Source organism: Cupriavidus necator, assembly GCF_016127575.1.
Classification (GTDB): domain Bacteria; phylum Pseudomonadota; class Gammaproteobacteria; order Burkholderiales; family Burkholderiaceae; genus Cupriavidus; species Cupriavidus necator_D.
On sequence record NZ_CP066019.1, the window covers coordinates 1,781,407 to 1,807,523 of the forward strand.

Here is a 26,117-nt window from a genome sequence, read left to right on the forward strand (position 1 = left end):
GCGTGACTTCTCGTTTGCCGGCAAGCGCTAGCCGCGCCGCTCCGCCCCCACGCGCAGCCCGTTGAACACCACCAGCAGGCTCGCGCCCATATCGGCGAACACCGCCATCCACATCGTCCCCATCCCCAGCACCGTCAGCACCAGGAACACGGCCTTGATGCCGAGCGCCAGCGCGATGTTCTGCGTGAGGATGCCTGAGGTGCGGCGCGACAGGCGCACAAAGGCCGGGATCTTGCGCAGGTCATCGTCCATCAGCGCCACGTCGGCGGTCTCGATTGCGGTGTCGGTGCCGGCTGCGCCCATGGCGAAGCCGATATCGGCACGCGCCAGCGCCGGCGCGTCGTTGATGCCGTCGCCCACCATGCCGATGCGGCCGCCGCGCGCGTGGGCGGCGCCGGCAAGCGCCGCGATGCCGTCGGCCTTGTCCTGCGGCAACTGGTTGCCGCGCGCCTCATCGATGCCGACCTGCGCCGCAATGGCTTGCGCCGTGTGTGGATTGTCGCCCGACAGCATCAGCGTCCTGACGCCCAGTTCATGCAGTTCGGCAATCGCCTGCCGGCTGGTGTCGCGCACGGTATCCGCCACCGCGAACAGCGCCAGCGCCGTGGCGGCGCCGTGGCCGTCGACGCGCGCCAGCAGCACCACGGTCTTGCCCTCGCGCTCAAGCGCTTCGAGCCGCGCCTCCAGCGCCGGCGAGCAGGCGCCCATCTCATGCACCAGGCGATGGTTGCCCAGGCAGTACGCCACGCCCTGCACCTTGCCGCGCGTGCCGCGCCCCGCCAGCGCCTCGAAGTCGTCCACCGGCAGCGTGCCGATCCCGTCGGCCGCGGCCGCCGTGGCCACCGCGCGCGAAACCGGGTGGTCCGAGCGCGCCGCCAGGCTGGCGGCAATGGCGCGCGCCTGCGGCGCGTCCTCGGCCAGCAGCGCATGGTTGGTCTGCGCGGGCTTGCCGTGCGTGATCGTGCCGGTCTTGTCCAGCGCCACCCAGGCCAGGTGCCGGCCCTGCTCCAGGTACACCCCGCCCTTGACCAGGATGCCGCGGCGCGCGGCCGCGGCCAGCCCGCTGACGATGGTCACCGGCGTGGAGATTACCAGCGCGCAGGGGCAGGCGATCACCAGCAGCACCAGCGCCTTGTAGATCCAGTCGACCCAGGCGCCGCCCATGACCAGCGGCGGCACCACCGCAACCGCCAGCGCAAGCGCGAACACCGTGGGCGTGTAGATGCGCGCGAACTGGTCGACAAAGCGCTGCGTGGGCGCACGGCTGCCCTGCGCGGCCTCGACCGCGTGGATGATGCGGGCCAGCGTGGAATCGCTGGCGGGCGCCGTCACGGTGTACTCCAGCTCGCCGGACTGGTTGATCGAGCCGGCGAACAGCGCATCGCCCTCGGTCTTGTCGACCGGCACGCTTTCGCCGGTGATGGGCGCCTGGTCCAGCGCCGACTGGCCGCGCACGACCTTGCCGTCGAGCGCGACGCGCTCGCCTGGCCGCAGCCGCACCAGCGCGCCCACGGCGACGCCGGCGGCAGGCACGGTCTCCCAGCTGCCATCGGCACGCTGCACCGTGGCCTGTTCCGGCGCCATCGCCATCAAGCCGCGGATCGCATTGCGCGCCCGGTCCAGCGAGGCTGCCTCGATGCGCTCGGCCAGCGCGAACAGCACCATCACCATGGCCGCTTCCGGCCACTGGCGCAACAGCAGTGCGCCGGTGACGGCAATGCTCATCAGCGCATTGATGTTCAGGTTGCCATTGCGCAGCGCGATCCAGCCCTTGCGGTAGGTGGTCAGCCCGCCCAGCGCCACCGCCGCCAGCGCCAGCACGGCGGGCAGCCACGGCAAGCCCAGGCCCAGCCACTCCGCAGCTTCGGCACCCAAGGCGGCCACGCCGGCCAGCGCCAGCGGCCACCAGGGCTTGCTTGCCGTGGTTTGCGGCAAGACTTGCTGCGCGGCCTCGGTGCTCAGCGGCACCGGCTGCATGCCCAGGCTCTCGATCGCCCTGGCCACCGGCTCCGCCGACGGCAAGGTGTGATGCACCGTCAGCACCCGCTGGATCAGGTTGAACTCCAGCGCCGCCACGCCGGCCATGCCGCCCAGCTTGTTGCGGATCAGCGTTTCCTCGGTCGGGCAGTCCATCGCGTCGATGCGCCACGCAGCGGTCTGCGCGCCGGCGGGGATGTCGACCGGTGCGGCGGGCGTCAGCGCAACCGTGGACGAGCAGCCGCCGCCGCAGCAGGCGGAAGCCGCCGGTGCCTGCCGGGCCTCGGCATGGCCATGCCCATGATGGTCATGATCGTGGTCGTGGTGATGGTCGTGATCATGCCCGCCATGCCGGTGGGCGGCGCCATCATGCGCGTGGGCAGCGTGATCTTGAGGGAGTGCGTCCTCAGGTGACGTGCGAGCCATATCTTGTTGTTCCCGCTGGTTTAGCCTGATGACATTGAAGACCCTGTAGCGACTACAGAGTCAAGCGGCATGGCAGCGACTGCGCACCATGCCGCAGCGGCACGTCAGTGCTCGCAGTTGACCATCCAGGACATGCCGAAGCGGTCCACCAGCATGCCGAAGCCTTCGGCCCAGAAGGTCTTCTGGTACGGCACCACCACCTGGCCGTCTTCGCTCAGGCCGTCGAAGATGCGCTGGCCCTCGTCCTTGCTGACCGCCCCCACCGACAGGCTGAAGCCGCTGAACGCCGGGCGCTCCCCGCGCCGGCCGTCGGACGCCATCACCTGGTTCTCGCCGAACTGGATATTGGCGTGCATCACCTTGTCCTTCCAGTCATCGGGAACCTCCATGCCGGGGCTAGGCGGGGCATCCTTGTAGCGCATCGCGAACGTGACCTGCGCGCCCAGCACCTTGCCGTAGAAGGCCACGGCCTCATCGAAACGGCCGCCAAAATCCAGATAGGGTTGCACCTGCATATCGCTCTCCTTGTGAATGGTCGATCGGGCTGCATGGCATTGGCTGTTCGCCCGCGCGCCATTATGCGCGCGTGCCGGTCCGGTGCAAGCGCCCAGCCGGATTCAGGAGACCGCGGCGGGGGCCGGCGCGGGCGGCGCGGCAGTGGCCAATGCCTCGGCGGGAAATTGCAGCGAGAACATCGTTTCGCCTTCAACGCTGCGCACCGTCACGCTGCCGCCATGCAGCCGCATGATGGTGTCGACGATGGCCAGCCCCAGCCCGGTCGACGCCGCCGAGTTGCGGCGCGACGGATCGGCCCGGTAGAAGCGCCCGAAGATATGCGGCAAGGTCTCGGGCGGGATCGCCGGCCCGGCATTGGTCACGCGGAGGCAGGCCGTGCCGCTGACCGGGGCCGGGGCGCGCTCCACGTCGAGCCGCACCGTGCTGCCCGCCGGCGCATGGCGCAGCGCATTGTCGAGCAGGTTGGTGACCGCGCGGCGCAGCAGCGTCTGGTCGGCCTGCACCATTGCCGTACCGGTCACCGTCAGCGCGACCTCGCGGTCGGCGGCCACGGCATCGAAGTACTCGGCCATCTTGTCCAGTTCTTCGCGCGCGTCCAGCGTGCGGATGCCCAGCGCCACCTGCGCATGGTCGGCGCGCGCCAGGAACAGCATGTTCTCGATCATGCGCGCCAGGCGCTCGTACTCTTCCAGGTTGGATTCGAGCAGCGCCTCATACTCGGCCACGCCGCGGCTCTGCGCCAGCGTGACCTGGGTCTGGCCGATCAGGTTGCTGATCGGCGTGCGGAAATCATGCGCCAGGTCCGCCGAGAACTCGGACAGCCGCGAGAAACTGTCCTGCAGCCGCGCCAGCATGTCGTTGAGGGCCGCCGCCAGCTCGCGCAGCTCGGCCGGCGCGCTGCCCACGTCAAGCCGCGTGGCAAGGCGACTGGTGGTGACCGCGGCGGCATCGGCGGCCATGCGCCGCAACGGCCGCAGCCCGCGCCGCGCCAGCACGAAGCCCAGGCCCGCCGCCACGGCAGCGCCGCACAGCGTGGCCCACAGCACCTGGTGGCGGTAGTCGCGGATCAGCGCCACGCGGTAGCCGGCATCGCGCAGCACCACGATCTCCACGGCCTTGTCCGAATCCCCCAGCTGGCCCAACGCCGCAATGCCGCGCGAGGGCACGCCATTCTTGGGGTACCAGGTCTGCAACATGCTCTTCTCTGGCTGCGTGGTGGCGGGCAGCACGCGCAGCGGCGGCACCGATTCATTGCGCGGATTGAGCGTGACCAGCGGCTCGCCCTGGCGTGAGCGCACCACCAGGATCAGCCCCTCGTGGCCCATCGCAATATCGGCAAAACGGTGGGTATCGGCGCGTATCTCGGCCTCGCTGCGCACCTCGCGCAGCAGGTGGCGCACCAGCAGCACCTCGCCGACCAGCTCGCTTTCATCGCGCCCCTCCAGCTGCGCCGACAGCGCCCCGGACAGGTAGGCCGCCACGCTGGCGAGAATCACCGCCGTGGCCAGCCCGTACGCCAGCGCCAGCCGCGTGGTAAGCGAAGACGGCAGCCGCATCATGCGTCCTGGTCCCGGTCCTCGCTGTCGTCCAGCACGTAGCCCATGCCGCGCCGCGTGTGGATCAGCTTATGCGGGAAGGGATCGTCGACCTTGGCGCGCAGGCGCCGGATCGAGACATCGACCACATTGGTATTGCTGTCGAAGTTGACGTCCCACACCTGCGAGGCGATCAGCGAGCGCGACAGCACCTCGCCGCGCCGGCGCGCGAGCAGGTACAGCAGTGCGAACTCCTTGGAGGTCAGGTCGATCTTCTGGCCGGCGCGCACCACGCGGCGGCGGATGGCGTCGATCTGCAGGTCGGCCACTTCGATGAACTCGCTCTCGCGCAGCGGGCCGCGCCGCAGGATGGTGCGGATGCGCAGCACCAGCTCGGCAAAGGCAAAGGGCTTGACCATATAGTCGTCGGCGCCGAGCTCCAGCCCCTTGAGGCGGTCGGACAGCTCGTCGCGCGCGGTCAGGAACAGCACCGGGGTATCGCGCTCGCGGCGCAGCTCGCGCAGCACCTGCCAGCCATCCAGGCCGGGCAGCATCACGTCCAGCACGATCAGGTCATAGGGATGCTCGCGCGCATGGGCCAGGCCATCCGCGCCGTCGCGCGCCAGGTCCACCACGAAGCCGGATTCGGTCAGGCCCTTGTGCAGGTAGTCGCCCGCCTTGGGTTCGTCCTCGACAATCAGGATACGCATGATTCGATCACTTTCCGGGCGGCACCAGCGCCGCCATGGCGTAACGCTAGCCGAGGATGAGCGCCAATGGGCAAAGATTTCACAAATGTCATCGCCATGCCAGGGCAATGCAGGCGAAAACCCCGGTAAAATGCGCGATCATCACCGGCGTCGTGCCGGTTTGCGCCACCCTTTCCCCCATTCTGCCCGCCCCCCGCCGATGAAACGCCTGCCGAATTGCCTGCTGCTGTCCCTCGCCATGCTTGCGCTGCCCGTCTCCGGCGCTGCAGCGGCAACGGCCACGGTATGCAGCGCGGTACAGGCAGCCGGGCTGTCGCTGCCGGAACGGCATGCGGCCGCAAAAATGGAGGCGGAAGCGGCACTGGACGGCACCGGCCCGGGCACCTGCCGCGGCAGCGCGGTCCAGGTGATGGCCGAGCCTTCCGGCAGCGGCCATCCGCTGCAGCTGCACGATGCCGATGCGCCGCAGGCGACCGACCACGGCGCCACGCCGCTGGAGACGCAGCCATCGGCCGCGTCCGGCGTGCTGCGCGAACTGCCTGCGGAGGTGCTGGTGCATTGGGCGCACGCGGCGCCAATGGCCACGCCGGCGGTGTTCACCGGCACCCAGCCGCTGGAACGCCTGCTGCCCGCACGCTGCTGAGCGCGTCGTAGCGGGCACAGCGCCCGCATCGCTTCCCTTCCGTTTTGCGGAATACCCCTGGCGCCGGCAAGGCGCGGCGGATTGTCCCGCCTGCGCGTCTTAGCCTGCGCGTTTTATTCGACGCGGAAGAATTCGATCGACTGCCCGGCGTTCACGGCCCGCTGCAGCCAGTCCGGATACTCGCCCTGCCCGTCCCAGCTCTGGCCGAGCGCATTGCGGTATAGCGGGCGCGCAGCGGCAGCCTTGGGGGCGGCCTGCGGGATAAGCTGGGCCACGGCTGGCGGGGCGTCAGGCGCCGGCTCAGGCCCGGCGTCGATGGCAACATGATCAAAGCACCCGGCGGCGACAAGATCGTCGAACGTCAGGGCATGACGGTCCATTTGCTCGCGGATCCACGCCACCGCAGCGAGTTTGGCTGAATCAGACTCGGACATGACTCTCGTGAGAGGCCCGCTGCATTTCCGCGGGCAATGAAAAACCGGCGATGGAACCGCAGGCCGGTCGGATAGCCGTGATTCTACAGCCTTTGCCCGGCGCTGCTGCGTTTCCGTCGTGGGCGCGCGGCCAATTGCCGTGCGCTTGCCGCGCTCGTCCGCTGCCGAGTGACAGCAATGTCATGTGCCGGTCATGCTCGTGTGGGCACGCGCTGCCTAGACTTGCTTCACCGCCGCCCATTTCGGGCCGGCACCCTTACGGAGAAGCGACTCATGCAAGCACTCAGGCAAGTCTTTGTGGCCACCGCCCTTATTGCTGCCGTGGTCGGCACTGCGCAGGCTGCACCGCGCAGTGCCGATCCGTTCAGCGACGGGGCGCACAGCGCCACCGGCACCCGCAGCGCGTTCACGGACGGTGCGAACGCCGCAACGGGCCCGCGCAGCACCTTTACCGACGGCGCGCATAACCCCAACGGCCCGCGCGACAGCTTCAGCGACGGCGCGTGACGGTAGCCGGCCGGGCAGCGCCTCAGCGCACCTCGCCGTAGATGCGGCGCGCATCGGCGGCGTCGGCAATCGGCCGGCCCAGCGTCAGGCCGCCTTGCACCGCCTGCGCCACCAGCGCATGGTTGCCGGCTGCGCGGCTGCCGTCGCGCAGCAGCAGGTTGTTCTCGAATCCCACCCGCACATGGCCGCCAAATGCGGCGGCCGCGGTCACGCAGGCATTCTCTTCGCGGCCGAAGGCGCAGATCGCCCACGGCAACGCGTCGCCGGACTCGCCCGCGGCCTGCAGGAACGGCAGCAGGTCGTGCGGCGACGACACCTGCCCGGCGGCATAGCGCCCCAGCACGTACAGCACCGACCATGCGCCCGGCGGCACCATGCCGCGCTCGCGCATCGACTGCCAGCGCCGCACATCGGCCACGTCATACAGGATCACCTGCGTCATCACGCGCTCACGCGCCAGCCAGGCGAAGAACGCCGCCAGTTCGCTGTCCGGGATGTCTGGCACGGCGACTTCGCGCAGGCCCACCGAAACGGCTTCGGGCCGCAGCTCACGCACCATCGCCATCTGCTCCGCGGCCTGGTAGACGCCCGCGGCCTCGCTCGTCACCTGCACCAGCAACGCTTCGCCCACGGCCTGCTTCACCGCGGCCAGCGCGTCGCGGTAGGCCTGCACGTCGAGCGAGTGGCGGCCTTCGGCATCGCGCACATGCATGTGCATCATGGCCGCGCCGGCATCCAGGCAGGCGCGCGCTTCAGCGGCCAGTGCGGCGGCGGTCAGCGGCACCGCCGGATGGTCGCTGGCGCGCTTGTAGGCGCCGTTGGGCGCCACGGTGACGATCAGCGGCGCATCGGCCAGCGGCACGCGGGCCGCGGCTACGGGGGCTTGGGAAGGGGTCCGGGTCATGGCTCGATCTCGGGCAGTTCAGGCGCGATCAGCGCCAGGCCGGCGCGCAGCAGGCTGTCATAGCGTGCGCGCTCGGCGGCAATGGTTTCGGGGGTCCACTGGTAGAAGCCTTCGCCGCGCTTCATGCCGTGGCGGCCGTCGGCGGCGCGCTCGGACAGGCAGCGCGCCGGATGGTCGTCGTTGCAGAAGGTCGGGTACATGGTGGCGCCGGCGGCCGCGTGCACGTCGATGCCCGCGTGGTCACGCTGCAGCACCGGCCCGGCCGCCAGGAAGCGAAAGCCAAAGCCGAAGCGCACCGCCGCATCGACATCCTCGGGCGAGGCAATGCCGCGGTCGATCAGGCTGAATGCCTCGCGCGACAGCGCATGCTGCAGCCGGTTGGCAAGAAAGCCCGGCAGGTCCTTGCGCACCTTGACCGGCACCATCGCGCAGCGGCGCATGAAGGCGATCAGCGCGTCGGCACAGGCCTCGTCGCTGTCATCGCCCATCACCACTTCCACCAGCGGCACCAGGTGCGCCGGCATGAAGAAGTGCAGGCCGAGCATGCGCACACGCGAGTCGAGTCCCGCGCCGATGGCGCTGATCGGGAAGCTGGAGCTGTTGCTGGCCAGCACCGTATCGGGCCGCGCGCGCCGCACCAGCTCGGCAAAGAGCGCCTGCTTCAGGTCCAGCTGTTCCGGGATGCACTCGATCACCAGGTCCACGGTGGACCAGTCCACCGCATCCAGCGTCGCGGCCACCGCCAGGCGCTCCGCGCCTTGTTCACGGCCGATCGCGGCCAGGTTGCCGCGCACGCGCCCGGGCATGGCGCCGGCGCGGCCGGCATCGGGCTCGACCACGGTGGTGCGGCACAGCGCGCGGGTCAGCACCACGGCAACATCGGCGCCCATGGTGCCGCCGCCCACCACCACCGCATGCGCGGCGCCGGGGCGGCTCAGGATGACCGGTGCGGTCGGGTTCGGCATAGGTTCTCCCAGGGGATGCGACGTGGCGCGCACTCGCCATCGCGACAAATCCTGATGGCGGGGCATCGAATCCCGGCAGTGTAGAGAACTTGCTTTGATTGAAGAAGTCGATTCTATGGATAGAATGATCCACAAATCAGATCAATCGTGTGATTCGGCCGGCGGACGCCGCCGGCCCGCTGCCGCAGATGAAAATCAACCTGTCGATGCGCGACATCGAAACCACGCTGGTGCTTGGCCGCACGCTCAACTTCCGCCAGGCCGCCAGCCAGCTGCACGTGTCGCAGTCCGCCCTGTCCACGCAGATCCTGCGCATCGAGGAATCCCTCGGCGTGCGCCTGTTCGACCGCACCACCCGCAACGTGCGCCTGACCGCGGCCGGCCAGGTCTTCATGCAGCAGGCCGCGCTGCTGCAGGCGGCGTTCCGCGGCGCCATCGACGCCGTGACCGGCATTGCCAGCGCCGAGCGCGGCCAGGTGGCGGTGGCGGCGCTGCCCTCGCTGGCGGCGCGCATGCTGCCGCGCGTGCTGATGGCCTACCACCAGGCGCGCCCGGAGGTGGCGCTGAAGGTATTCGATACCCTCTCCGGCCCGGCCTTCGACCTGGTGCGCGCCGGCGACGTGGATTTCGCGCTGACCGCGGCCGACCCGCAACAGGCTGACCTGCAGTATGAGCCGCTGCTGTCGGACCGCTTCGTGCTGCTGATCCCGTCGGCGCACCCGCTCGCGCGCAGCCCCGGGCCGCTGCGCTGGGCCGATACCGCCAGCGCGCCGCATGTGTCGATGACGCACCCGAGCAGCGTGCGCCAGTACGCGGAATGGGCCTTCCTGCAGAACCGCATCCGCTTCCAGCCGGTATTCGAGGCCGAGCGCCTGGCCACCATCGCGGCCATGGTCGAATGCGGCTTCGGCGTGGCCGCGCTGCCAGAGATCGCGGCCGGAACGGTGCGCCAGCCCGGCATTGTCGAGCGCCTGCTGACCGCGCCGGTGACCGAGCGCTCGATCGGGCTGGTGACCTCGCGCAACCGCAGCCTGTCGCCGGCGGCTGCCGAACTGGCGGCGGCGGTGCGCGCGCAGCTGGCGAGTCCGCCCGTCCAGGATACGGTGGACACGACGGCCCGGTGAACTAGCAGATGCTGGCTGGCCATGGCGCGCGGGCGACGCCGGCCTGGTTCCAAGCCAACCTGGTGCGCCCGCCGCTGCGCGGCGTCACGGAAAACAAGGGCGGGCCCGGCACGGCGCCAGGCCCGCAACCCTCAGGAGGGATCCTTTGTACGGGTACGCGAGACCGCCGCCATGATGCCGATGCCAAGCACGATCAGGCAGGCAATACCGATATACACGGGCGCGAGGCCAGCGGTTTCCATGCCCCAGGGAACGCCGGCAACCAGGACCAACAGGCCGATAATGTATAGCGCGAATGACATGAGTCGGCTCCTTGCGGTGGTGCAACCTGGCTTCAATGTAGGCAGGGCGCGAGGCGCAAGGGATAGGACAAGGGCGGAAGCTGGCGTAGGCGGGTTCTGACCTTGTGGTGTTGTGCGCGGCGGTCAGCTCCGGCGGCAAAGCCTCTCCGGGGCTCACCCCTCCACCTGCGCCGGCATCTCTGCCAGCCGCTGCACCGATGCCCGCAGACCCTCCAGTATCGTGTCCGCCACCTTCTGCGGAAAACCCGCGGGCAGTGCTGCGCCGACCTCGGCGATCACCGCCGGGGTCCGCGCGATGATGCGCCCGATCAGCGCCTCGGCATCGGCACCCAGGAAACAGCGCGGTGCCATCGCATTGAAATGGCGGCGCTGGATATCGCGCAGGCCGTAGTGCCGGCTGCGGCCGGCGACCGCCATGGCCAGCTTGGCCTTGTGCCAGGAGAACTGGTTGGCGCCCTGGCCCACCACCGGCCAGATCGACATCACGTCGTACAGCGGCGTCATGCGGTAGCGCCCGCCGGCCAGCAGGCGGATGCTGAAGTTCTTGGCGTGCCCGTCCGGTGCCGCCAGCAGCCAGAACAGCAACTGCGCGGCCAGCAGCGTCTGCAGATCATCGGCCTGGGCCACTGAGTTGCGCAGCACCGTGGCGATCTCGATCATGCCGGGCCCGCCATCGGCCTCGTATTTCTGCAGCGGGCTGTGGCCGAACACCTGGCAGAAATCTTCCTGCAGCAGCCGCAGCAGCCAATTGCCTGACGGATGAGGCTGGCGGTCGAAACGCGTGACGCTCAGCACCTTGCGGCGGCCGAACGTCAGCATCTCGCAATCGGCCACCGGCAAGCCATAGGCGGCAAGGATCTTCAGGCACAGCCATTCGTTTTCCACCGACGTGCTCAGGTCGGCCCTGCGGTTTCCCACCAGGCCCAGTGGCAGCTTGAAAATATGTGTGGTCGGGGTGGCGCCATGCGGCCGCAGCCATTGGCCGTCATGGCGCAGCAGCGCCGTCTTCTCCTGCGCGCCGGCGATGGAGATGCGGAAGTCGTCGTCGTGCTCATGCCGCCCAAGCGCGGGGGTGGCGACGATATCCTCCAGCCAGCGCTCGATCTGCTCGTCCGATAGCGGTTCGCCTTCGATCCGGTCGATGCCCGCAGGCGCTTGGTCTTCGCCCAGGATCTGCACCGCGCCCACGCAATCGCGGCCGATGGCGGCGAGCAGCTCGAAGGCTTCCACCGAGCCGGTCTGGAAGCGCAGCGCCAACCGGCGCCGGATGGCCTCGCTGTCCGGCAACAGGTTGTCGAAGTAGTTGCGCACGGCATCCCCACGCACCACGCGCCGGTTGCCCAGGCCATACCCGAGCGACAGAGACAGGGGCCGCCCGGCTTCAGAGCGGATCCAGTCCTCGTCGTATTCCAGTTCCATCCCGGTACCGGACGGCTGGCGCCAGGTGCCCACGCGCTGCCCGTTGGCCCAGACCGACAACGCCGGCGTACGTGACCTGCGTGCCACCATGATTACCACGCCACGTCGGACACCTCGGCGGCCCCCGTGGCCCGGTCCTGAACCACCAATTCCAGCCCGAGCGCGCCGACCAGCGCCAGCAACTGGTCGACGCTGATGGTGTCGGGGTTCAGCTCCATGTGCGACATCCGGCTCTGGCTGATATTCAGCCGCGCGGCGGCCTCGGTCTGGTTCAGGCCGGCCGCCTTGCGCGCTGCCTGCAGGATCTGGCCAAGCTGCCAGGGAGTGGAGACGATTTGCTTCATCGTGCCGATGGAATACCAATATGATAGGTATTTCTATTTTAGCGACAACATGGGTATTTTTCAAATACCTATTTCATAGGTATTTCCTATTTAACGATGTCATGACTATATGTGCCCGAAGCCGCATTCTGTAGCGCAGCATCGTGCCGGGCTCTGTATCTGTCCCCCGCCCCCGCGCCCCCGTATACTCTGGGGCCGGAGGCGGCCCAGCCGTCCCGCCGGCGGAGGACCCTGGCGTGGCATCACGCAAACGGGGCCGCGCCTCACCGATCCCAAACATACAAGCAACGGAGCAGCAGCATGCGTGTCGCATTTCTCGGACTGGGCGTCATGGGTTTCCACATGGCCGGCCACCTCGCCACCAAGGGGCACGAGGTCACCGTGTACAACCGCACCGCCGCCAAGGCGCAGGCCTGGGTCGGGAAGTTCGGCGGCAAAGCGGCTCCCACGCCGGCACAGGCCGTGCGCGATGCGCAGGTGGTCTGCTCCTGCGTGGGCAATGACGACGACCTGCGCGCGGTGCTGACCGGGCATGACGGCGCCTTCTTCAGCGCGCCCAGCGGCTGCATTTTCGTGGACCACACCACCGCCAGCGCCAACGTGGCGCGCGAACTCCACGCCGCCGCGCGCGAGCACGGCCTGCACTTTGTCGACGGCCCGGTCTCCGGCGGCGAAGTCGGCGCGGAGAAAGGCATCCTGACCATCATGTGCGGCGGCGATGCCGACGCCTATGCGCGCGCCGAACCGGTCATTGCCGCCTACGCACGCGCCGTCACGCGCATCGGCGAATCCGGCGCCGGGCAACTGGCCAAGATGGTCAACCAGATCAGCATCGCCGGGCTGATCCAGGGCCTGTCCGAGGCCATCGCCTTTGGCGAGCGCGCCGGGCTGGACATGCGCCTAGTGCTGGACGTCATCAGCAAGGGCGCGGCCGGCTCATGGCAGCTCGAGAACCGCGGCCCCACCATGATCGACAACAAGTTCGACTTCGGCTTCGCGGTGGACTGGATGCGCAAGGACCTGGGCCTGTGCCTGGACGAGGCGCGCCGCAACGGCGCCGGCCTGCCGGTGACGGCGCTGGTCGACCAGTTCTATGCCGACCTGCAGCAGATGGGCTGCGGCCGCGCCGACACTTCTTCGCTGATCAAGCGCCTGCGCCAGCACGCCGGCGTCGCCTGACGCCACCGCTGCGCCACCTGCGTCGTCCGATTCCTACAGCGCAATCGGCGTGTCTCGGAGAGGCCCCTGCCCGGCATGGGCCTAAGCTGGACACATGGGGCCGGTTGCCTGCAACTGGCCCGCCAACGATGCAGGAGACCATCATGTGGAAACTCGCAGGTGCACTACTGGTAAGCGCAAGCATGGCGCTGGCCGGCTGTACGGCGGCGGGCGCGGTGGCCGGCGGCGTGGCCGGACACGAGCTGACTGACGGCAGCGCCGCCGGGACCATCGGCGGTGCCGTGGTGGGCGGCGTGATTGGTCACGAACTGGGCAAGTAAGCAAACCCTGGCCCCTGGGCCCAACAAGCAGAAAGGCCGCTTCGCGCGGCCTTTCTGCTTCTTTTGCGGGTTCAGGCTTTCGGCCGGCACGACGCGTCGCCGGCCGCCCGCCGCAGCCGCTGCCACACCAGGACAGGCAGCCGCAGCATGAAGCCGGCCAGCAGCCGCAGGTGCATGCCGGTCAGCAGCAGGTTGTCGTGCAGATAGCGGAAGTGCGACACCCCACCCTCGCGCTGGCCGAAGTAGCGCACCGGGGCGTCGGCATTGATGGGGCGCACGCCGCGCCAGCACAGCCGCACCGCCACTTCCGGGTCGAAGTCGAAGCGACGCATCCAGCGGCTCTCGCGCATGACGGCGCGCAGCGGCGCGATCGGGTAGACGCGAAAGCCGTACAGGGAATCCCCGATGCCCGCCCATAGCGTCTCGACATCCGCCCAGAAGTTGGACATGCGCCGCCAGTAGACCCGCTCGCGCGGCGCGCTGGCGTCGAAGACGGGCCGGCCCAGCACCATGGCGCCCGGGTTGCGCTGTGATATCGCCATGAATTGCGCAATCAGGTGCGCGGGGTGCTGCCCGTCCGAATCCATCACCAGCACATGCGTGAAACCGGCCGCGGCGGCGGAATCGATGCCATGCAGCACCGCGGTGCCCTTGCCCTGGTTGTGCGGCAGCACCAGGACGCGCAGCCCGGGATCGATGGCTGCCTGCGCCAGCAGCCACTGGTCGCTGCCATCGGTGCTGCCGTCCACGACCACCCAGACCGGTGTCCAGGCGGCGCGCGCCGCGCGCAGCACCTCATGCAGGCGCACGCCGGGGTTATAGCTGGGGATCAGCACCAGGTGCGTGGCGGACGGCTCGGCGTCACCCATCGGGCAGGCGCTGCCGCCGGCTACCAGTGCGGGCCCGGGCATGGCTTGCTGCGGCATGTCGTGCTCCGGTCCTGGCTTTGGAAAGGGGGGAAGGTTGGGTGCGGCTGCCGAACTAGCGCGTACGGTGTTCCGCCAGATAGTTGGCCAGGCTGCCCAGCGAGGCGAAGATGGTCTTGTTGTCGGGGTTGTCCGAACGCAGTTCGACCCCGTACTTGCGCGACACCAGCAGTGCGATCTCGAGGATATCGATGGAATCCAGCCCGAAGCCTTCGCCATAGAGCGGCGTGGCGGCGCTGATGTCCTCCAGCCGTAGCTCGGCAATTTCGAGTTCGTCGATGATCAGGCGGGCAAGTTCGGTTTCGAGTTCGGTCATGTCGCTAGGTGGCTGGAATGCCGCTGCGGCATGGGTCCGGGCAAGGTTGTCCAGGCCGCATGGCAGGGCAACCGATGCTATCAAAAGGGGCAAATCCCAGCCAGTTGAGAGAAGTTTAGTAACAACAAAGGCAGGCCTTTTGGGAATCATCACCACGTCGGGCCGGTCTTTTGGGGTATAAAGCGTTCGCTTCGCGCACCACGCGGCGCCATTTCCGGCAACGCCGTGCACCAAGCGACTTACGCTACACACAATATACCCTCGCAGATGCCATCGAGCCAGCAATTCGACCGCCCCTCCACGCCCGCCGCGCCAGCCACGCCTGTACGGCAGGATGCCGTGCCGGCAGGCCGGCGCCATGGCTGGATTGCAGCGGTGGCCGCCTTTGTCGCCTACGAATCCGCCCTGCACCATGCGGCACACCAGCCAGGTGCCGAAGTCGCCGCGCTGTGGCTCGGGGCGGCGCCGTTCCTGCTGATCGGCTTCCTTGCCTGCCTCCGCACTTGGGGGCGCCTGCCCGCAATGGCCGCCTTGCTGGCCGCCTGCGCCGCCCTGTGGATCTGGCGCATGCCGTTGGCCGCGCATTTCGGCTGGACCTATTTCCTGCAGCACGCCGGCATCAATGCCGCGCTGGGCGTGATGTTCGCGCTGAGCCTGCGTCCCGGCCGCACGCCACTGTGCACGCAGATCGCGACGGCAATCCATGGCCAGCTGCCCCCCGCGCACCTGCGCTACACGCTGCGCGTGACCCAGGCCTGGACGCTGTTCTTTGCCGCGATGGTAGGTGTATCGACGCTGCTGTTCGTGCTCGCGCCGGTGGCGACCTGGTCCAGCTTCGCCAACCTGGCCACGCCGCTGCTGATCGCGCTGATGTTCGTGGGCGAAGCCGTGTGCCGCCGCGTTGCCTTCCCGGGCATGGCCCACGGCGGCCTGCTGGACGCGGTGCATGGCTATCGCGCAGTCATGGCTGCCCGTGCGGACCGGCCCGGTTTGCCGCGCTGACGCGCCGCAAACCGGCCCCTACACTGGCAACAGGCACAGGCTCAGCCCCATGACCATGCTCCCGATCGTCGCGCATGCCTCGCCCGAAGACATCATCGCCTGGGCGCACGGACGGCCTGTCAGCGTGCGCCAGTTCCTGGCAGATGCGTCCAGCCTGGCCGATGCGCTGCCCGCAGGCGGGCACGTATTCAACGCCTGCACCGACCGCTACCGCTTCACCGTCGGCCTGTGCGCCGCGCTGCTGGCGGGCAAGGCCACCCTGCTGCCGCCATCGCATACGCCGGAGATGGTGCGCCAGCTGGCCGACTTTGCCCCGGACGCCTTCTGCCTGCACGACCAGCCTGACGCGGCATTCGCCATGCCGGCGTTCCACTATCACGACGGCCTGCGCGGCGCGGCCACGGACGGGCCGGTCGAGATCCCGCGGATTGCCGCGACCCAGGTCATGGCGTACGTGTTCACGTCAGGCTCGACCGGCACGCCGGTGCCGCACCGCAAGACCTGGGGCGCGATGGCCCGGTGCGCGCAGGCCGCGGCACAGCGGCTCGGCCTGCTGGACGGGCGTGCCTGGACCGTGGTGGGCACGGTGCCGCCGCAGCATATGTTCGGGCTGGAGGCCACGGTCATGCTGGTGCTGCAGGGCCGCGCGGCCCTGGTGTCGGCCCCGGCCTTCTATCCTGCCGACGTGCACGATGCCCTCGCCTCGGTGCCGGCCTCGCGTGCGCTGGTCAGCTCGCCCGTGCACCTGCGCACGCTGGTGCAGTCGGGCATGGCAATGCCGCCGGCAGACCTGGTGCTGTGCGCGACCGCCCCGCTTGGCCGCCAGCTGGCGGGCGAGACCGAGACCCTGTTCGGCGCTCCGCTGTGCGAGATCTACGGTAGCACCGAGACCGGCCAGATCGCCACGCGCCGCACCGCGCAGGCTGATGCCTGGACACTGGTGCCGGGCGTGCGGCTGCAGGCACGCCAGGGCGCCGGCGGCGCCGAGACCTGGGCCGAAGGCGGCCATATCGAGCAGCCGGTGCCGCTGGGCGACGCCATCGCGCCGCTGGATGCCGGCCACTTCCTGCTCCATGGCCGCAAGGCCGACATGCTGAATATCGCCGGCAAGCGCACCTCGCTGGCTTACCTGAACCACCAGCTCACGGCCATCGACGGCGTGCGCGACGGCGCGTTCTTCATGCCCGATGATGCGCACGAAGGCGACACGCATGGCCACGTGGTGCGGCTGGTGGCCGTGGCAGTGGCGCCAGGCGTCGCCCCGGCGCAGCTGCAGCAGGCGCTGCGCGCGCGCATCGACCCGGCCTTCCTGCCACGCCCGCTGCTCTTTGCCGACAGCCTGCCGCGCAATGCGGCCGGCAAGCTGCCGCGCGAGGCCCTGGCGGCGCTGGTCGCAAGGCTTGCCGGGGCGCACCACGGCGATAGCGCGGCAAGGCCCGGCTTTGTCATCGACGCCGATCACCCGGCCATCGCCGGCCACTTTCCCGGCCATCCGATCGTGCCGGGGGTGGTACTGCTGGACCACGCGGTGCTGGCACTCGGCATTGCAATGGGCCGCCGCCTTGCCGTCACCGAGGCCGGCACCATCAAGTTCCTGAGCCCGGTGACCCCGGGCGAGCGCGTTGAGATCCTCCACCAGGCCGACGCAGCGGCCGATGGCGGCGTGAGTATCCGCTTCACGCTGCGCAGCGCCGGACGCGACGTCGCCAGCGGCACGCTGCAGGTGCGCGGTGCCGCGACGCACGCGGGGGCATCGGCATGCTGAGCTGGCTGTGGAGGCGGCAGCCGCCGCTGGAATCCGAATGGTCGCGCCGCCAGGAGCGCGGCAGCATCACGCTGCTGCGCGTCATGACGTGGATCTCGCTGGCACTCGGCCGCCCCGTCGGGCGCGTGGTGCTGCGGGGGATTGCGGCGTACTTCATGCTGTTCGCGCCGGCGGCACGCCATGCCTCGCGCGCCTACATGGGCCGCGCCCTCGGGCGCGATGCCAACTGGATCGATGGCTACCGGCATGTGTTCACCTTCGCCTCGACCATCCATGACCGCATCTACCTGCTCAACGGCCGCTTCGACCTGTTCGATATCCGCCTGCACGGAGAGGAACAGCTGGAAGCCGCGATGGCGCGCGGCCGCGGCGCAATCCTGCTGGGTGCGCACCTGGGCAGCTTCGAGGTGGTGCGCGCGCTCGGGCGGCGGCACCCGGACATGGAAGTCGCGATCACCATGTACGAGGAAAACGCGCACAAGCTCAATGACGTGCTGACGTCGATCAACCCGGCGATGCGCCAGGACGTGATCGCGCTGGGCCGCTTCGACACCATGCTGCGGGTGCGCGACTACCTTGACCGCGGCTACATGATCGGCATGCTGGCCGACCGCACGCTGTCGCAACGCGCCACCGACCCGGTGCAGCAGTGCAGCTTCCTCGGCACGCCGACCGGCCTTCCGACCGGCCCGCTACGCATGGCGGCGATGCTGCGCCGGCCGGTGTTCTTCATCACCGGCCTGTACCGCGGCGGCAACCGCTACGATGTGCACTTCGTGCCGCTGGCCGACTTCACCGAAACCGCACGCGGCCAGCGCGAGGCAGCCGTGCAAACCGCGCTGGCCGAATACGTGCGCCTGCTGGAACAATTCTGCCGCAGCGCCCCGTACAACTGGTTCAACTTCTACGATTTCTGGCACGCCGGCCCGCCGCTGTCTGAACAGCCGCCGCCGGGCAACGAGCCATGACCCGCGAGCCCTGAGCAGCCCCTGATGCCCCTTTCCAGACGCCCTTTCCGCTTCCTGCTGTCGATGCTGCTGGCCGGCGCCATGCTTGCGCTGGCCACGCCGTCCGGCGCCGCCACATTTGGCGTCGACCAGCTGATGTCCACCCTGGCGCAGCGCAAGTCTGGGCGCGTGCTGTTCACCGAGACCAAGTACCTGGCGATAGTCGACAAGCCGGTGCAGTCGTCCGGCGAGCTGCTGTTCACGGCGCCCGACCACCTGGAGAAGCGCACACTGTCGCCCAAGGCCGAGAACATGGTGCTCGACGGCGACATGCTGACGGTCGAGCGCGACGGCAAGCGCTACACCATGCCGCTGCAGAACTACCCCGAGCTGGCTGCCTTTATCGAAAGCATCCGCGGCACGCTGGCAGGCAACCGCCAGACGCTTGAGCGCTACTACAAGCTCGGCCTGGAAGGCCGTGCCAGCCGCTGGACGCTGACACTGACTCCGGCGGACTCGCGCATGGCCGCGGTGGTCAGCCAGGTGCGCATCGACGGCAGCCAGGATGCGCTTGACCGCGTCGAGATCCGGCAGGCCGACGGCGACCGCTCGGTGATGAAGATCCGACCTGCCGGCCGCCCATGAGCGCAGCGCCGCCCGCAACGATGCGCCCAGCGATGCGCCGGCTCGCGCTGGCACTGTGGATCTTCGCCATGCTCGCCTGCGCGGCTGTGATCAGCCGCACCACCTTCACGGCCGACCTCTCGGCCTTCCTGCCGCGCCTGCCCAGCGCCGAGCAGCAATTGCTGGTGAACCAGCTGCGCGACGGGCTGGTATCGCGCCTGGTCCTGGTCGGGATCGAAGGCGGCGATGCCGATGGCCGCGCCGCGGTGTCGCGTGCCATGGCGGCACAGCTGCGCGGCGACCCCCGCTTCACGGCGATCCAGAACGGCGAGCCGGTCAACCAGGATGCAGACCGCCAATACGTGTTTGCGCACCGCTACCTGCTCAGCCCCGCGGTCACGCCCGAGCGCTTCAGTGAACGCGGCCTGGCGCAGGCGCTGAATGAATCGTTCGAGCTGCTGGCCTCGTCCGCCGGGCTCTTCACCAAGTCGCTGCTGCCGCGCGATCCCACCGGCGAAGTGGCCGCGATGCTGGCACAGCTGGATGCCGGGCAGCGCGTGCCCATGCACGCCGGCGCCTGGGCGTCGCGCGACGGCAAGCGCGCGGTGCTGCTGGCGCAGACCGCCGCCGCGGGGTCTGACACGGATGCGCAGGCACAAGCCATCGGGGCCGTGCGCGAGGCGTTTGCCAAGGCTGCGATCGCTGGCAAGTACCAGCTGGCGATGACCGGGCCGGGCGTGTTCTCCGTCAATGCACGCGACACCATCCGCCATGATGTGGAGCGCCTGTCGACCATCGGCGTGGCCATCATCGTCACGCTGCTGCTGCTGGTCTACCGCTCGGTGCCGCTGCTGGTGCTGGGGCTGGTGCCGGTACTGAGCGGCGCGCTGGCGGGCATTGCCGCGGTCAGCCTGGGCTTCGGCGGCTCGGTGCACGGACTGACGCTGGGCTTCGGCACCACGCTGATCGGCGAGGCGGTCGACTATTCGATCTACCTGTTCGTGCAGTCCGCGCAGTACACGCGCGACGGCCGGCGCGACGAGCGCGCCTGGCTGGGCGGCTTCTGGCCGACGGTGCGCCTGGGCGTGCTGACCTCGGTCTGCGGCTTTGCCTCGCTGCTGCTGTCGGGCTTTCCGGGGCTGGCGCAGCTGGGGCTGTATTCGATTGCCGGGCTGGCGACCGCGGCGCTGGTGACGCGCTTCGTGCTGCCGCAGTTGGTGCCGGCCACGCTGCACCTGCGCGACGTGGCGCCGCTGGGCCGCCGGCTGCAGTGGCTGGCGGCGCGCGCGCACCGGCTGCGCTGGCTGGTGCTCGTGCTGGTGGTGGCAGCCGCCACGGTGCTGGCCATGCACCGCGGCACGCTGTGGGGCCGCGAGCTGCAGGCGCTGAGCCCGGTGTCGGCCAGCGACCAGGCCCTCGATACCAGGTTGCGCGAGGATCTTGGCGCGCCCGACGTGCGCTACCTGGTGGTGCTGTCCGGGCCGGACCAGGAATCCGTGCTGCAGGGCGCGGAGCGCGTGGCCCGTGAACTGGACCCGCTGGTGGCACAGAATTTCATCGGCGGCTACGAGAGCCCGGCGCGCTACCTGCCCAGCGCGGCGACCCAGCGCGAGCGCCAGGCCAGCCTGCCGCCGCCCGACGAGCTGGCGCAGCGCCTGGGCGCCGCCATCGCCACGCAGCCGGTGCGCGCGTCACTGTTCGCGCCTTTCCTGGCGCAGGCCGAGGCCGCGCGCACCGGTGCGCTGCTGCGGCGCGAGGACTTGCGCGGCACCTCCATGGCGCTGGCTGTCGATGCGTTGCTGGCGCAGCGCGACGGGCGCTGGAGCGCCACGCTGCCGCTGCGCGCACCGGCCCAACAAAGCACCGGCGCGGCCGACGGCGTCGACACCGGCGCGGTGCGGGCCGCGGTGGCGCGGGCCGGCGTTCCCGACACGCTGTTCGTCGACCTCAAGGGCGAATCCGACCGCCTCTACACCGGCTACCTGCGCGAGGCCTTGCTGCTGTCGCTGGCCGGCCTGCTGGCGATCATCGTGCTGCTGGCCGTGGCGCTGCGCTCGGCACGGCGCGTCGTGGCCACGGTGCTGCCGCTGGCCGCGGCGGCGCTGGTGGTGCTGGGCGGGCTGGCAGCGCTCGGCCAGCCGCTGACGCTGCTGCACCTGGTGGGCCTGCTGCTGCTGATGGCCGTGGGCTCCAATTACGCGCTATTCTTCAACGGCCCCGCTGCAGGCAGCCAGGTGGCGGGCGCTTCACCGCATACGCTGGTGTCGCTGCTGCTGGCCAACCTGACCACGGTGGCCGCCTTCGGCCTGCTGGCGCTGTCGAGCCTGCCGCTGCTCAAGGCCTTCGGCCTGACAGTAGGTCCAGGGGCCGTGCTGGCCCTGTGGTTTTCGGCGATCCTGGCGCGCCCCGCGGCGCCAGACACAGCCAAGAGTGCAACATGAATTCGTATCCCGCACCGCGCGTAGCCTTGCGCGGCACCTCTTACAGCCGCCCCTGGCGCCCCACCCCGCTGCTTTACGGCGCCGCCGCCGTGCACCTGGGTGCCTCCGGCGCAATGCTGGCGCACCCTGAGGCCATGGGCATGGCGCTGGCCGGCGTTGGTGCCGCCCATGCGGCAATGTGCGCCGCCGGCCTGTGGCCGCGCAGCCACTGGCTTGGCCCCAATGTGCTGCGCCTGCCGCCCTCTGCCGATGATTGCGTGGCACTGACATTCGACGACGGCCCCAACCCGGCGTTGACGCCGCGCGTGCTCGACATGCTGGACCAGCACGGCGCGCGCGCGACCTTCTTCTGCGTCGGCGCGCGCGCCGCGGCGCATCCGGAACTGGTGCGCGAGATCGTCGGCCGCGGCCACGCCGTGGAGAACCACAGCATGTACCACCGGCTGCACTTCTCGGTGTTCGGTCCCGGGCGCATGCTGCGCGACATCGGTGCCGCGCAGCAGGTGCTGACCGACCTCACCGGCCAGGCGCCGCGCTTCTTCCGCGCGCCCGCGGGGCTGCGCAATCCCTTCCTTGAGCCGGTGCTGTGCCGGCTCGGGCTTCAGCTTGCGGCCTGGACCCGGCGCGGCTTCGATACCCGCTGCGGCGACCACGCGGGGCGCGTGGCGCAGCGCCTCACCGGCAAGCTCGCCGGGCGCGACATCCTGCTGCTGCACGACGGCAATCCCGGCACCGATGCCGCCGGCAATGCACATTGCACCACCGTGCTGCCGGGCCTGCTCGCTGCCATCGAACGCGCCGGCCTGCGCTGCGTCACGCTGCGCGCGGCCGTGCCGACAGCCTGAGTGAGCGGCGGCTTGTTACAATTGGCACAGCCTTCCGAGATTCCTTCCATTCGTTCCCCCTAAGCCGTGTCCCCGCTCCTGTTCTCGCATTTCACGGCCACCAGCTGCCTTGGCGCCGGTGTAGACGCCACCCTGTCGGCACTGCGTGCGCAGCGCGGCGGCCTGGCGCCCTGCCGCTTCGGCGGTGTCGAGCTCGATACCTTCGTCGGCGAAGTCCCCGGCCTGGACACCGTGGCACTGCCGCCCGCACTGGCCGAATTCGACTGCCGCAACAACCGGCTGGCGCAACTGGCGCTGGAGCAGGACGGCTTTGCCGCGCGCGTGCGCGAAGCGGCGGCGCGCTACGGCGCCCACCGGGTCGGCGTCTTCCTGGGCACCAGCACCGCGGGCGTGCTGCAGACGGAACTGGCCTATCGCCAGCGCGATCCTGCCAGCGGCGCGCTGCCGCCGGGCTTCCATTACGCCACCACCCACAACCCCTACTCGCTGCCCGCCTTCCTGCGCCAATACCTGGGACTGACCGGTCCCGCGGCTGCGGTGTCCTCGGCCTGTTCATCCGGCGCCAAGGTGTTCAGTTCGGCACGGCGCATGCTGGAGGCAGGGCTGATCGATGTGGCTGTGGTCGGCGGCGTCGATTCGCTGTGCCACACCACGCTGTACGGCTTCAATTCGCTGGAGCTGTTGTCCGACCAGCCGTGCCGGCCCTATGACGTGGCGCGCAACGGCATCTCGATCGGCGAGGGCGCGGCATTCGGCCTGCTCGAGCGCGTGGCCGGCAGCGCGCAAGGCGATGCCATCCTGCTGGCCGGGATCGGCGAATCCAGCGATGCGCACCATATGTCGACCCCGCACCCCGACGGGCTGGGCGCGCGCCTGGCACTAGAGCAGGCACTGGCCAGCGCGGGGGTCGCGCCGGCGCAGGTCGGCTACGTCAACCTGCATGGCACCGCCACGCGCAGCAACGACGCGGCCGAGGCCATGGCCATGGCCGCGGTGCTGCCCGGCACGCCGTGCAGCTCAACCAAGGGCGCCACCGGGCATGCGCTGGGTGCCGCCGGCGCGCTCGAAGCCGTCATTTGCGCGCTGGCGCTGCGCCACGGCCTGATGCCCGGCGGCATCAACACCACGCAGGTGGATCCGGCGCTGGACGTGAACTACCAGCTCGCCAACCGCGAGGCACCGCTGCGCTATGCGATGACCAATGCCTTCGGCTTCGGCGGATCCAACTGCAGCCTGCTGTTCGCCCGCGCGGACGCGGCTTCCCACTGAGCATCGCCATGCCGCAGCACGTGTATATCGAAAGCATCGGCCTGCTCGGCCCCGGCCTGACCGGCTGGCAGCAGGCCGCCGAAGTCCTTGCCGGCCGCGTGCCATACGCGCACGCGCCCACCGAACTGCCGCCACCCGCGGGCCTGCCGCCGGCCGAGCGTCGCCGCACCGGCCCGACCGTACGGCTGGCGCTTGGTGTCGGCCAGCAGGCCGTCGCCGCCAGCGACTGCGAAGCCGCGCAGCTGCCGACGATCTTTGCCTCGTCCAGCAGCGACGGCTTCAACTTCCATGCGATCTGCGAAGCGCTGGCCGAGCCCGAGCCGCTGATGTCGCCCACGCGCTTCCACAACTCCGTGCACAACGCCACCGCCGGCTACTGGTCGATCGCCGCGGGCGCGATGCGCACCTCCAATGTGCTGTGCGCCATGGATGGCAGTGGCAGCGCGGGCTTGCTCGAATGCGTGCTGCAGGCCGCCGCCGATGCCGAACCCTGCCTGCTGATCGCCTATGACACCGGCTACCCCGAGCCGCTGCATAGCCACCGCCCGATCCCCGATCCCTTCGGCGTGGCCCTGCTGGTCACGCCGCGGCAGAGCGCGCGTTCGCTCGCGCGCGTCGGCGTGGCGCTGAAGCAGGCGCCAGCCACGGTGATGCCGGACGCCGCGCTGGAAGCACTGCGCACGTCGGCACCGGCCGCACGCATGCTGCCGCTGCTGGCGGCCATCGCCCGCGGCGAGGCCACCACCGTGGTGCTCGATTATCTGGATACGCTGCAGCTTGCGGCCGAGGTGGAAAGCCTCGGCGGCCAGGCGGATGGCTGAGCTGCTGAAAGACCGCGACTGGATCGCGGCACGCATTCCGCACCAGGGCACGATGTGCCTGCTCGACGGCGTGCTGGCCTGGGATCCGGCATCGGTTCGCTGCACGTCAGCCACGCATACGCGCGCGGACAACCCGCTGCGCGCGCACGGCCGGCTGGCCGCGCTCAGCGGCATTGAATACGCGGCACAGGCCATGGCCGTGCACGGCGCATTGCTGGCGGAAGCGGAATCAGGAATGGGCGCACAGCGCCCGCGCTCGGGCTACCTGGCCAGCGTGCGCAAGCTGGTGCTCCATGTGGAGCGGCTCGACGATATCGACGCGCCGCTGCAGGTCGAGGCACAGCGCATCAGCGGTGAAGGCAGCAGCGTGCTGTATGCCTTCACCGTCAGCGCCAAGGGCCAGGCACTGCTGTCAGGCCGCGCGGCGGTCATCCTGGATGCCGCCGCAGTCGGCCAAAGCGCCGACCGCGGCGCCGGCTGAAGCGCTTCAGCGCGCCGGCAGGATCTTGCCCGACACCGCGCCGAAGCCGACGCGATAGCCTTCGCCCTGGCAGTAGCCGGTCATGATCACGTCGTCGCCATCCTCCAGGAAGGCTCGGCGGCTGCCGTCGGCCAGCGTCACCGGCTCGGCGCCGTTGCGGGTCATTTCCAGCAGGCTGCCGTAGGAGTCCGGCGTGGTGCCGCTGATCGTGCCCGAGCCCATCAGGTCGCCCACGCGCACATTGCAGCCCGACACCGTGTGGTGGGCCAGCTGCTGTGCCATGGTCCAGTACATCGCCTTGAAGTTGGTGCGGCAGATGGTGCTGGGTGCCGCTGCGCCCTGCGGCTGCAGCGCGACTTCCAGGGCGATGTCGTAGGCATTCTTGTCCTGCTGCTGCAGGTACGGCAGCGGCTGCGGCGATTGCTCGGGGTTGTCGCGGCGGAACGGCTCGAGCGCTTCCATCGTCACCACCCACGGCGAGATCGAGGTGCCGAAGCCCTTGCTGTTGAACGGCCCCAGCGGCACGTATTCCCACTGCTGGATATCGCGCGCGCTCCAGTCATTGAGCAGCACCATGCCGAACATATGCGCCGGCGCATCGGCGGTGCTGACGGGCTCGCCCAGCGCCGATTCCTTGCCGACGATAAAGCCCATCTCCAGTTCAAAGTCCAGCTTGCGGCAGGCGCTGAAGATCGGGCGTGCCTCGTTCGGCAGCTTGATCTGGCCGTTGGGACGATGCAGCGGCGTGCCGCTCACCACCACCGAGCTGGCACGGCCGTTGTAGCCGATCGGGATTTCCAGCCAGTTCGGCAGCAGCGCATTGTCCGGGTCGCGGAACATGCGGCCGACGTTGGTGGCGTGCTCCCTGGACGAATAGAAGTCCGTGTAGCCCGGGATCTCCACCGGCAGGTGCAGCGTCGCGGCCGACATCGGCACCAGTGCCTGGTCGCGCAGGGCGGCGTTGTCGCGCAGCGCGGCGTCATCACCAGACAGCAGCGCGCCCAGGCGCTTGCGGGTTTCGCTCCACACCGGCTTGCCCAAAGCGATAAAGCGGTTCAGGCTGCTTGCGGCAAACGTGCCTTTGGCAGCGGCCGGCAGCAGGCCGGCCTCATCCAGCGCGGCGAGGTCCAGCACCTGGTCGCCGATGGCAACGCCGACGCGCGGGGCCTGGCCCTTGGTCGAAAACACGCCATACGGCAGGTTCTGCAGCGGGAAGTGGGACTGGCCGTCGTTGGCGGAAGCGATCCAGCTGGTCTTGGGGGCGGTCATTGGGATACTCCGAAAATTTGGTGGCACTTGTCGCGTGCGGTGACGCATCATGCTCGACGAGCGCCGGCTCTCTCCGCCCGGCCCCTCTCCCGCTTGCGCGAGGGGA

At 69.7% G+C, this 26,117-nt stretch carries 27 protein-coding genes; 14 read left to right on the forward strand and 13 right to left on the reverse strand.

The genetic code is table 11. The annotated features are described in order from the left end of the window. Window positions 1-27 precede the first annotated feature (27 nt). The 4 genes from I6H87_RS27075 to I6H87_RS27090 form a co-directional block, all read right to left on the reverse strand. The gene (locus I6H87_RS27075; protein ID WP_011617370.1) at window positions 28-2,403 is read right to left on the reverse strand and encodes a heavy metal translocating P-type ATPase; all 2,376 of its coding nucleotides are present in this window, start codon (window positions 2,401-2,403) and stop codon (window positions 28-30) included. Window positions 2,404-2,507: 104 nt separating this feature from the next. Continuing rightward, window positions 2,508-2,918 (reverse strand): VOC family protein, encoded by a 411-nt coding sequence (locus I6H87_RS27080; RefSeq protein ID WP_010810148.1) that lies wholly within the window; start codon window positions 2,916-2,918, stop codon window positions 2,508-2,510. 102 nt (window positions 2,919-3,020) lie between these two features. Then, window positions 3,021-4,478 carry a heavy metal sensor histidine kinase gene (locus I6H87_RS27085; RefSeq protein ID WP_011617371.1) on the reverse strand — a complete coding sequence of 486 codons (1,458 nt, stop codon included), beginning with the start codon at window positions 4,476-4,478 and terminating at the stop codon, window positions 3,021-3,023. Beyond that, window positions 4,475-5,164, reverse strand: a complete 690-nt coding sequence (locus I6H87_RS27090; protein ID WP_010810150.1) for a heavy metal response regulator transcription factor — start codon at window positions 5,162-5,164, stop codon at window positions 4,475-4,477. The genes I6H87_RS27085 and I6H87_RS27090 overlap by 4 nt, the downstream gene beginning before the upstream one ends. A gap of 199 nt (window positions 5,165-5,363) precedes the next feature. Between I6H87_RS27090 and I6H87_RS27095 the strand changes: the two genes are divergently transcribed. After that, window positions 5,364-5,807 carry a hypothetical protein gene (locus I6H87_RS27095; RefSeq protein WP_010810151.1) on the forward strand — a complete coding sequence of 148 codons (444 nt, stop codon included), beginning with the start codon at window positions 5,364-5,366 and terminating at the stop codon, window positions 5,805-5,807. Between the two features lie 113 nt (window positions 5,808-5,920). Here I6H87_RS27095 and I6H87_RS27100 read toward each other — a convergent pair whose 3' ends face one another. Next, window positions 5,921-6,241, reverse strand: a complete 321-nt coding sequence (locus I6H87_RS27100; RefSeq protein ID WP_011617373.1) for an H-NS family nucleoid-associated regulatory protein — start codon at window positions 6,239-6,241, stop codon at window positions 5,921-5,923. Window positions 6,242-6,514: 273 nt separating this feature from the next. On the opposite strand from I6H87_RS27100, the gene I6H87_RS27105 reads away from it, so the two are divergent. Then, complete coding sequence (locus tag I6H87_RS27105) at window positions 6,515-6,748, forward strand: hypothetical protein (protein WP_010810153.1); 234 nt, start codon at window positions 6,515-6,517, stop codon at window positions 6,746-6,748. A gap of 22 nt (window positions 6,749-6,770) precedes the next feature. Here the strand turns inward: I6H87_RS27105 and I6H87_RS27110 are convergent, their stop codons facing one another. Next, a complete protein-coding gene (locus tag I6H87_RS27110) occupies window positions 6,771-7,652 on the reverse strand; it encodes a beta-keto acid cleavage family enzyme (RefSeq protein ID WP_011617374.1) in 882 nt (293 codons plus the stop codon). After that, the gene (locus I6H87_RS27115) at window positions 7,649-8,617 is read right to left on the reverse strand and encodes a 3-hydroxyacyl-CoA dehydrogenase family protein (protein ID WP_011617375.1); all 969 of its coding nucleotides are present in this window, start codon (window positions 8,615-8,617) and stop codon (window positions 7,649-7,651) included. The genes I6H87_RS27110 and I6H87_RS27115 overlap by 4 nt, the downstream gene beginning before the upstream one ends. A gap of 188 nt (window positions 8,618-8,805) precedes the next feature. Here I6H87_RS27115 and I6H87_RS27120 point away from each other — a divergent pair, with 188 nt between their 5' ends. Beyond that, complete coding sequence (locus tag I6H87_RS27120; protein ID WP_011617376.1) at window positions 8,806-9,741, forward strand: LysR family transcriptional regulator; 936 nt, start codon at window positions 8,806-8,808, stop codon at window positions 9,739-9,741. 131 nt (window positions 9,742-9,872) lie between these two features. Here the strand turns inward: I6H87_RS27120 and I6H87_RS27125 are convergent, their stop codons facing one another. The 3 genes from I6H87_RS27125 to I6H87_RS27135 form a co-directional block, all read right to left on the reverse strand. Further along, window positions 9,873-10,043: a hypothetical protein gene (locus I6H87_RS27125; protein WP_011617377.1), complete on the reverse strand. Its 171-nt coding sequence runs from the start codon at window positions 10,041-10,043 to the stop codon at window positions 9,873-9,875. A 153-nt stretch (window positions 10,044-10,196) separates the two neighbouring features. Continuing rightward, complete coding sequence (locus I6H87_RS27130; RefSeq protein WP_011617378.1) at window positions 10,197-11,552, reverse strand: type II toxin-antitoxin system HipA family toxin; 1,356 nt, start codon at window positions 11,550-11,552, stop codon at window positions 10,197-10,199. Between the two features lie 2 nt (window positions 11,553-11,554). Further along, on the reverse strand, window positions 11,555-11,806 hold the full coding sequence (locus I6H87_RS27135; protein WP_011617379.1) for a helix-turn-helix domain-containing protein: 252 nt from the start codon (window positions 11,804-11,806) through the stop codon (window positions 11,555-11,557). Window positions 11,807-12,106: 300 nt separating this feature from the next. Here I6H87_RS27135 and I6H87_RS27140 point away from each other — a divergent pair, with 300 nt between their 5' ends. Beyond that, window positions 12,107-12,985, forward strand: coding sequence for an NAD(P)-dependent oxidoreductase (locus I6H87_RS27140; protein WP_011617380.1), 879 nt, complete (start codon window positions 12,107-12,109; stop codon window positions 12,983-12,985). A 143-nt stretch (window positions 12,986-13,128) separates the two neighbouring features. Further along, window positions 13,129-13,305: a glycine zipper 2TM domain-containing protein gene (locus I6H87_RS27145; protein ID WP_010810161.1), complete on the forward strand. Its 177-nt coding sequence runs from the start codon at window positions 13,129-13,131 to the stop codon at window positions 13,303-13,305. 71 nt (window positions 13,306-13,376) lie between these two features. On the opposite strand, the gene I6H87_RS27150 is transcribed toward I6H87_RS27145, so the two are convergent. Both I6H87_RS27150 and I6H87_RS27155 read right to left on the reverse strand, forming a co-directional pair. Continuing rightward, the gene (locus I6H87_RS27150; RefSeq protein ID WP_011617382.1) at window positions 13,377-14,231 is read right to left on the reverse strand and encodes a glycosyltransferase family 2 protein; all 855 of its coding nucleotides are present in this window, start codon (window positions 14,229-14,231) and stop codon (window positions 13,377-13,379) included. A gap of 55 nt (window positions 14,232-14,286) precedes the next feature. Continuing rightward, window positions 14,287-14,547: a phosphopantetheine-binding protein gene (locus I6H87_RS27155; RefSeq protein WP_041688132.1), complete on the reverse strand. Its 261-nt coding sequence runs from the start codon at window positions 14,545-14,547 to the stop codon at window positions 14,287-14,289. Between the two features lie 267 nt (window positions 14,548-14,814). Here I6H87_RS27155 and I6H87_RS27160 point away from each other — a divergent pair, with 267 nt between their 5' ends. The 9 genes from I6H87_RS27160 to I6H87_RS27200 all read left to right on the forward strand — a co-directional run bounded on the left by I6H87_RS27160 (window position 14,815) and on the right by I6H87_RS27200 (window position 24,742). Next, entirely contained in the window at window positions 14,815-15,549 is a 735-nt protein-coding gene (locus tag I6H87_RS27160) for a COG4648 family protein (RefSeq protein WP_041688134.1), read from the forward strand. A 49-nt stretch (window positions 15,550-15,598) separates the two neighbouring features. Beyond that, window positions 15,599-17,314, forward strand: coding sequence for an ApeI family dehydratase (locus I6H87_RS27165; RefSeq protein WP_011617385.1), 1,716 nt, complete (start codon window positions 15,599-15,601; stop codon window positions 17,312-17,314). Beyond that, window positions 17,308-18,282 (forward strand): lysophospholipid acyltransferase family protein, encoded by a 975-nt coding sequence (locus I6H87_RS27170; RefSeq protein ID WP_011617386.1) that lies wholly within the window; start codon window positions 17,308-17,310, stop codon window positions 18,280-18,282. Before I6H87_RS27165 ends, I6H87_RS27170 begins: the two co-directional genes overlap by 7 nt. 24 nt (window positions 18,283-18,306) lie before the next feature. Next, a complete protein-coding gene (locus tag I6H87_RS27175) occupies window positions 18,307-18,906 on the forward strand; it encodes a LolA-related protein (RefSeq protein ID WP_011617387.1) in 600 nt (199 codons plus the stop codon). A 20-nt stretch (window positions 18,907-18,926) separates the two neighbouring features. Beyond that, a complete protein-coding gene (locus I6H87_RS27180; RefSeq protein WP_136227915.1) occupies window positions 18,927-21,326 on the forward strand; it encodes an MMPL family transporter in 2,400 nt (799 codons plus the stop codon). Further along, complete coding sequence (locus I6H87_RS27185) at window positions 21,323-22,171, forward strand: polysaccharide deacetylase family protein (RefSeq protein WP_041688138.1); 849 nt, start codon at window positions 21,323-21,325, stop codon at window positions 22,169-22,171. Before I6H87_RS27180 ends, I6H87_RS27185 begins: the two co-directional genes overlap by 4 nt. Window positions 22,172-22,237: 66 nt before the next feature. Continuing rightward, window positions 22,238-23,440, forward strand: a complete 1,203-nt coding sequence (locus I6H87_RS27190; protein WP_011617390.1) for a beta-ketoacyl-[acyl-carrier-protein] synthase family protein — start codon at window positions 22,238-22,240, stop codon at window positions 23,438-23,440. 8 nt (window positions 23,441-23,448) lie between these two features. Then, entirely contained in the window at window positions 23,449-24,261 is an 813-nt protein-coding gene (locus I6H87_RS27195; RefSeq protein WP_011617391.1) for a beta-ketoacyl synthase chain length factor, read from the forward strand. Continuing rightward, window positions 24,254-24,742 carry a hotdog family protein gene (locus I6H87_RS27200; protein ID WP_010810172.1) on the forward strand — a complete coding sequence of 163 codons (489 nt, stop codon included), beginning with the start codon at window positions 24,254-24,256 and terminating at the stop codon, window positions 24,740-24,742. Before I6H87_RS27195 ends, I6H87_RS27200 begins: the two co-directional genes overlap by 8 nt. A 6-nt stretch (window positions 24,743-24,748) precedes the next feature. Here I6H87_RS27200 and fahA read toward each other — a convergent pair whose 3' ends face one another. Further along, complete coding sequence (gene fahA, locus I6H87_RS27205; RefSeq protein ID WP_010810173.1) at window positions 24,749-26,011, reverse strand: fumarylacetoacetase; 1,263 nt, start codon at window positions 26,009-26,011, stop codon at window positions 24,749-24,751. Window positions 26,012-26,117 lie beyond the last annotated feature (106 nt).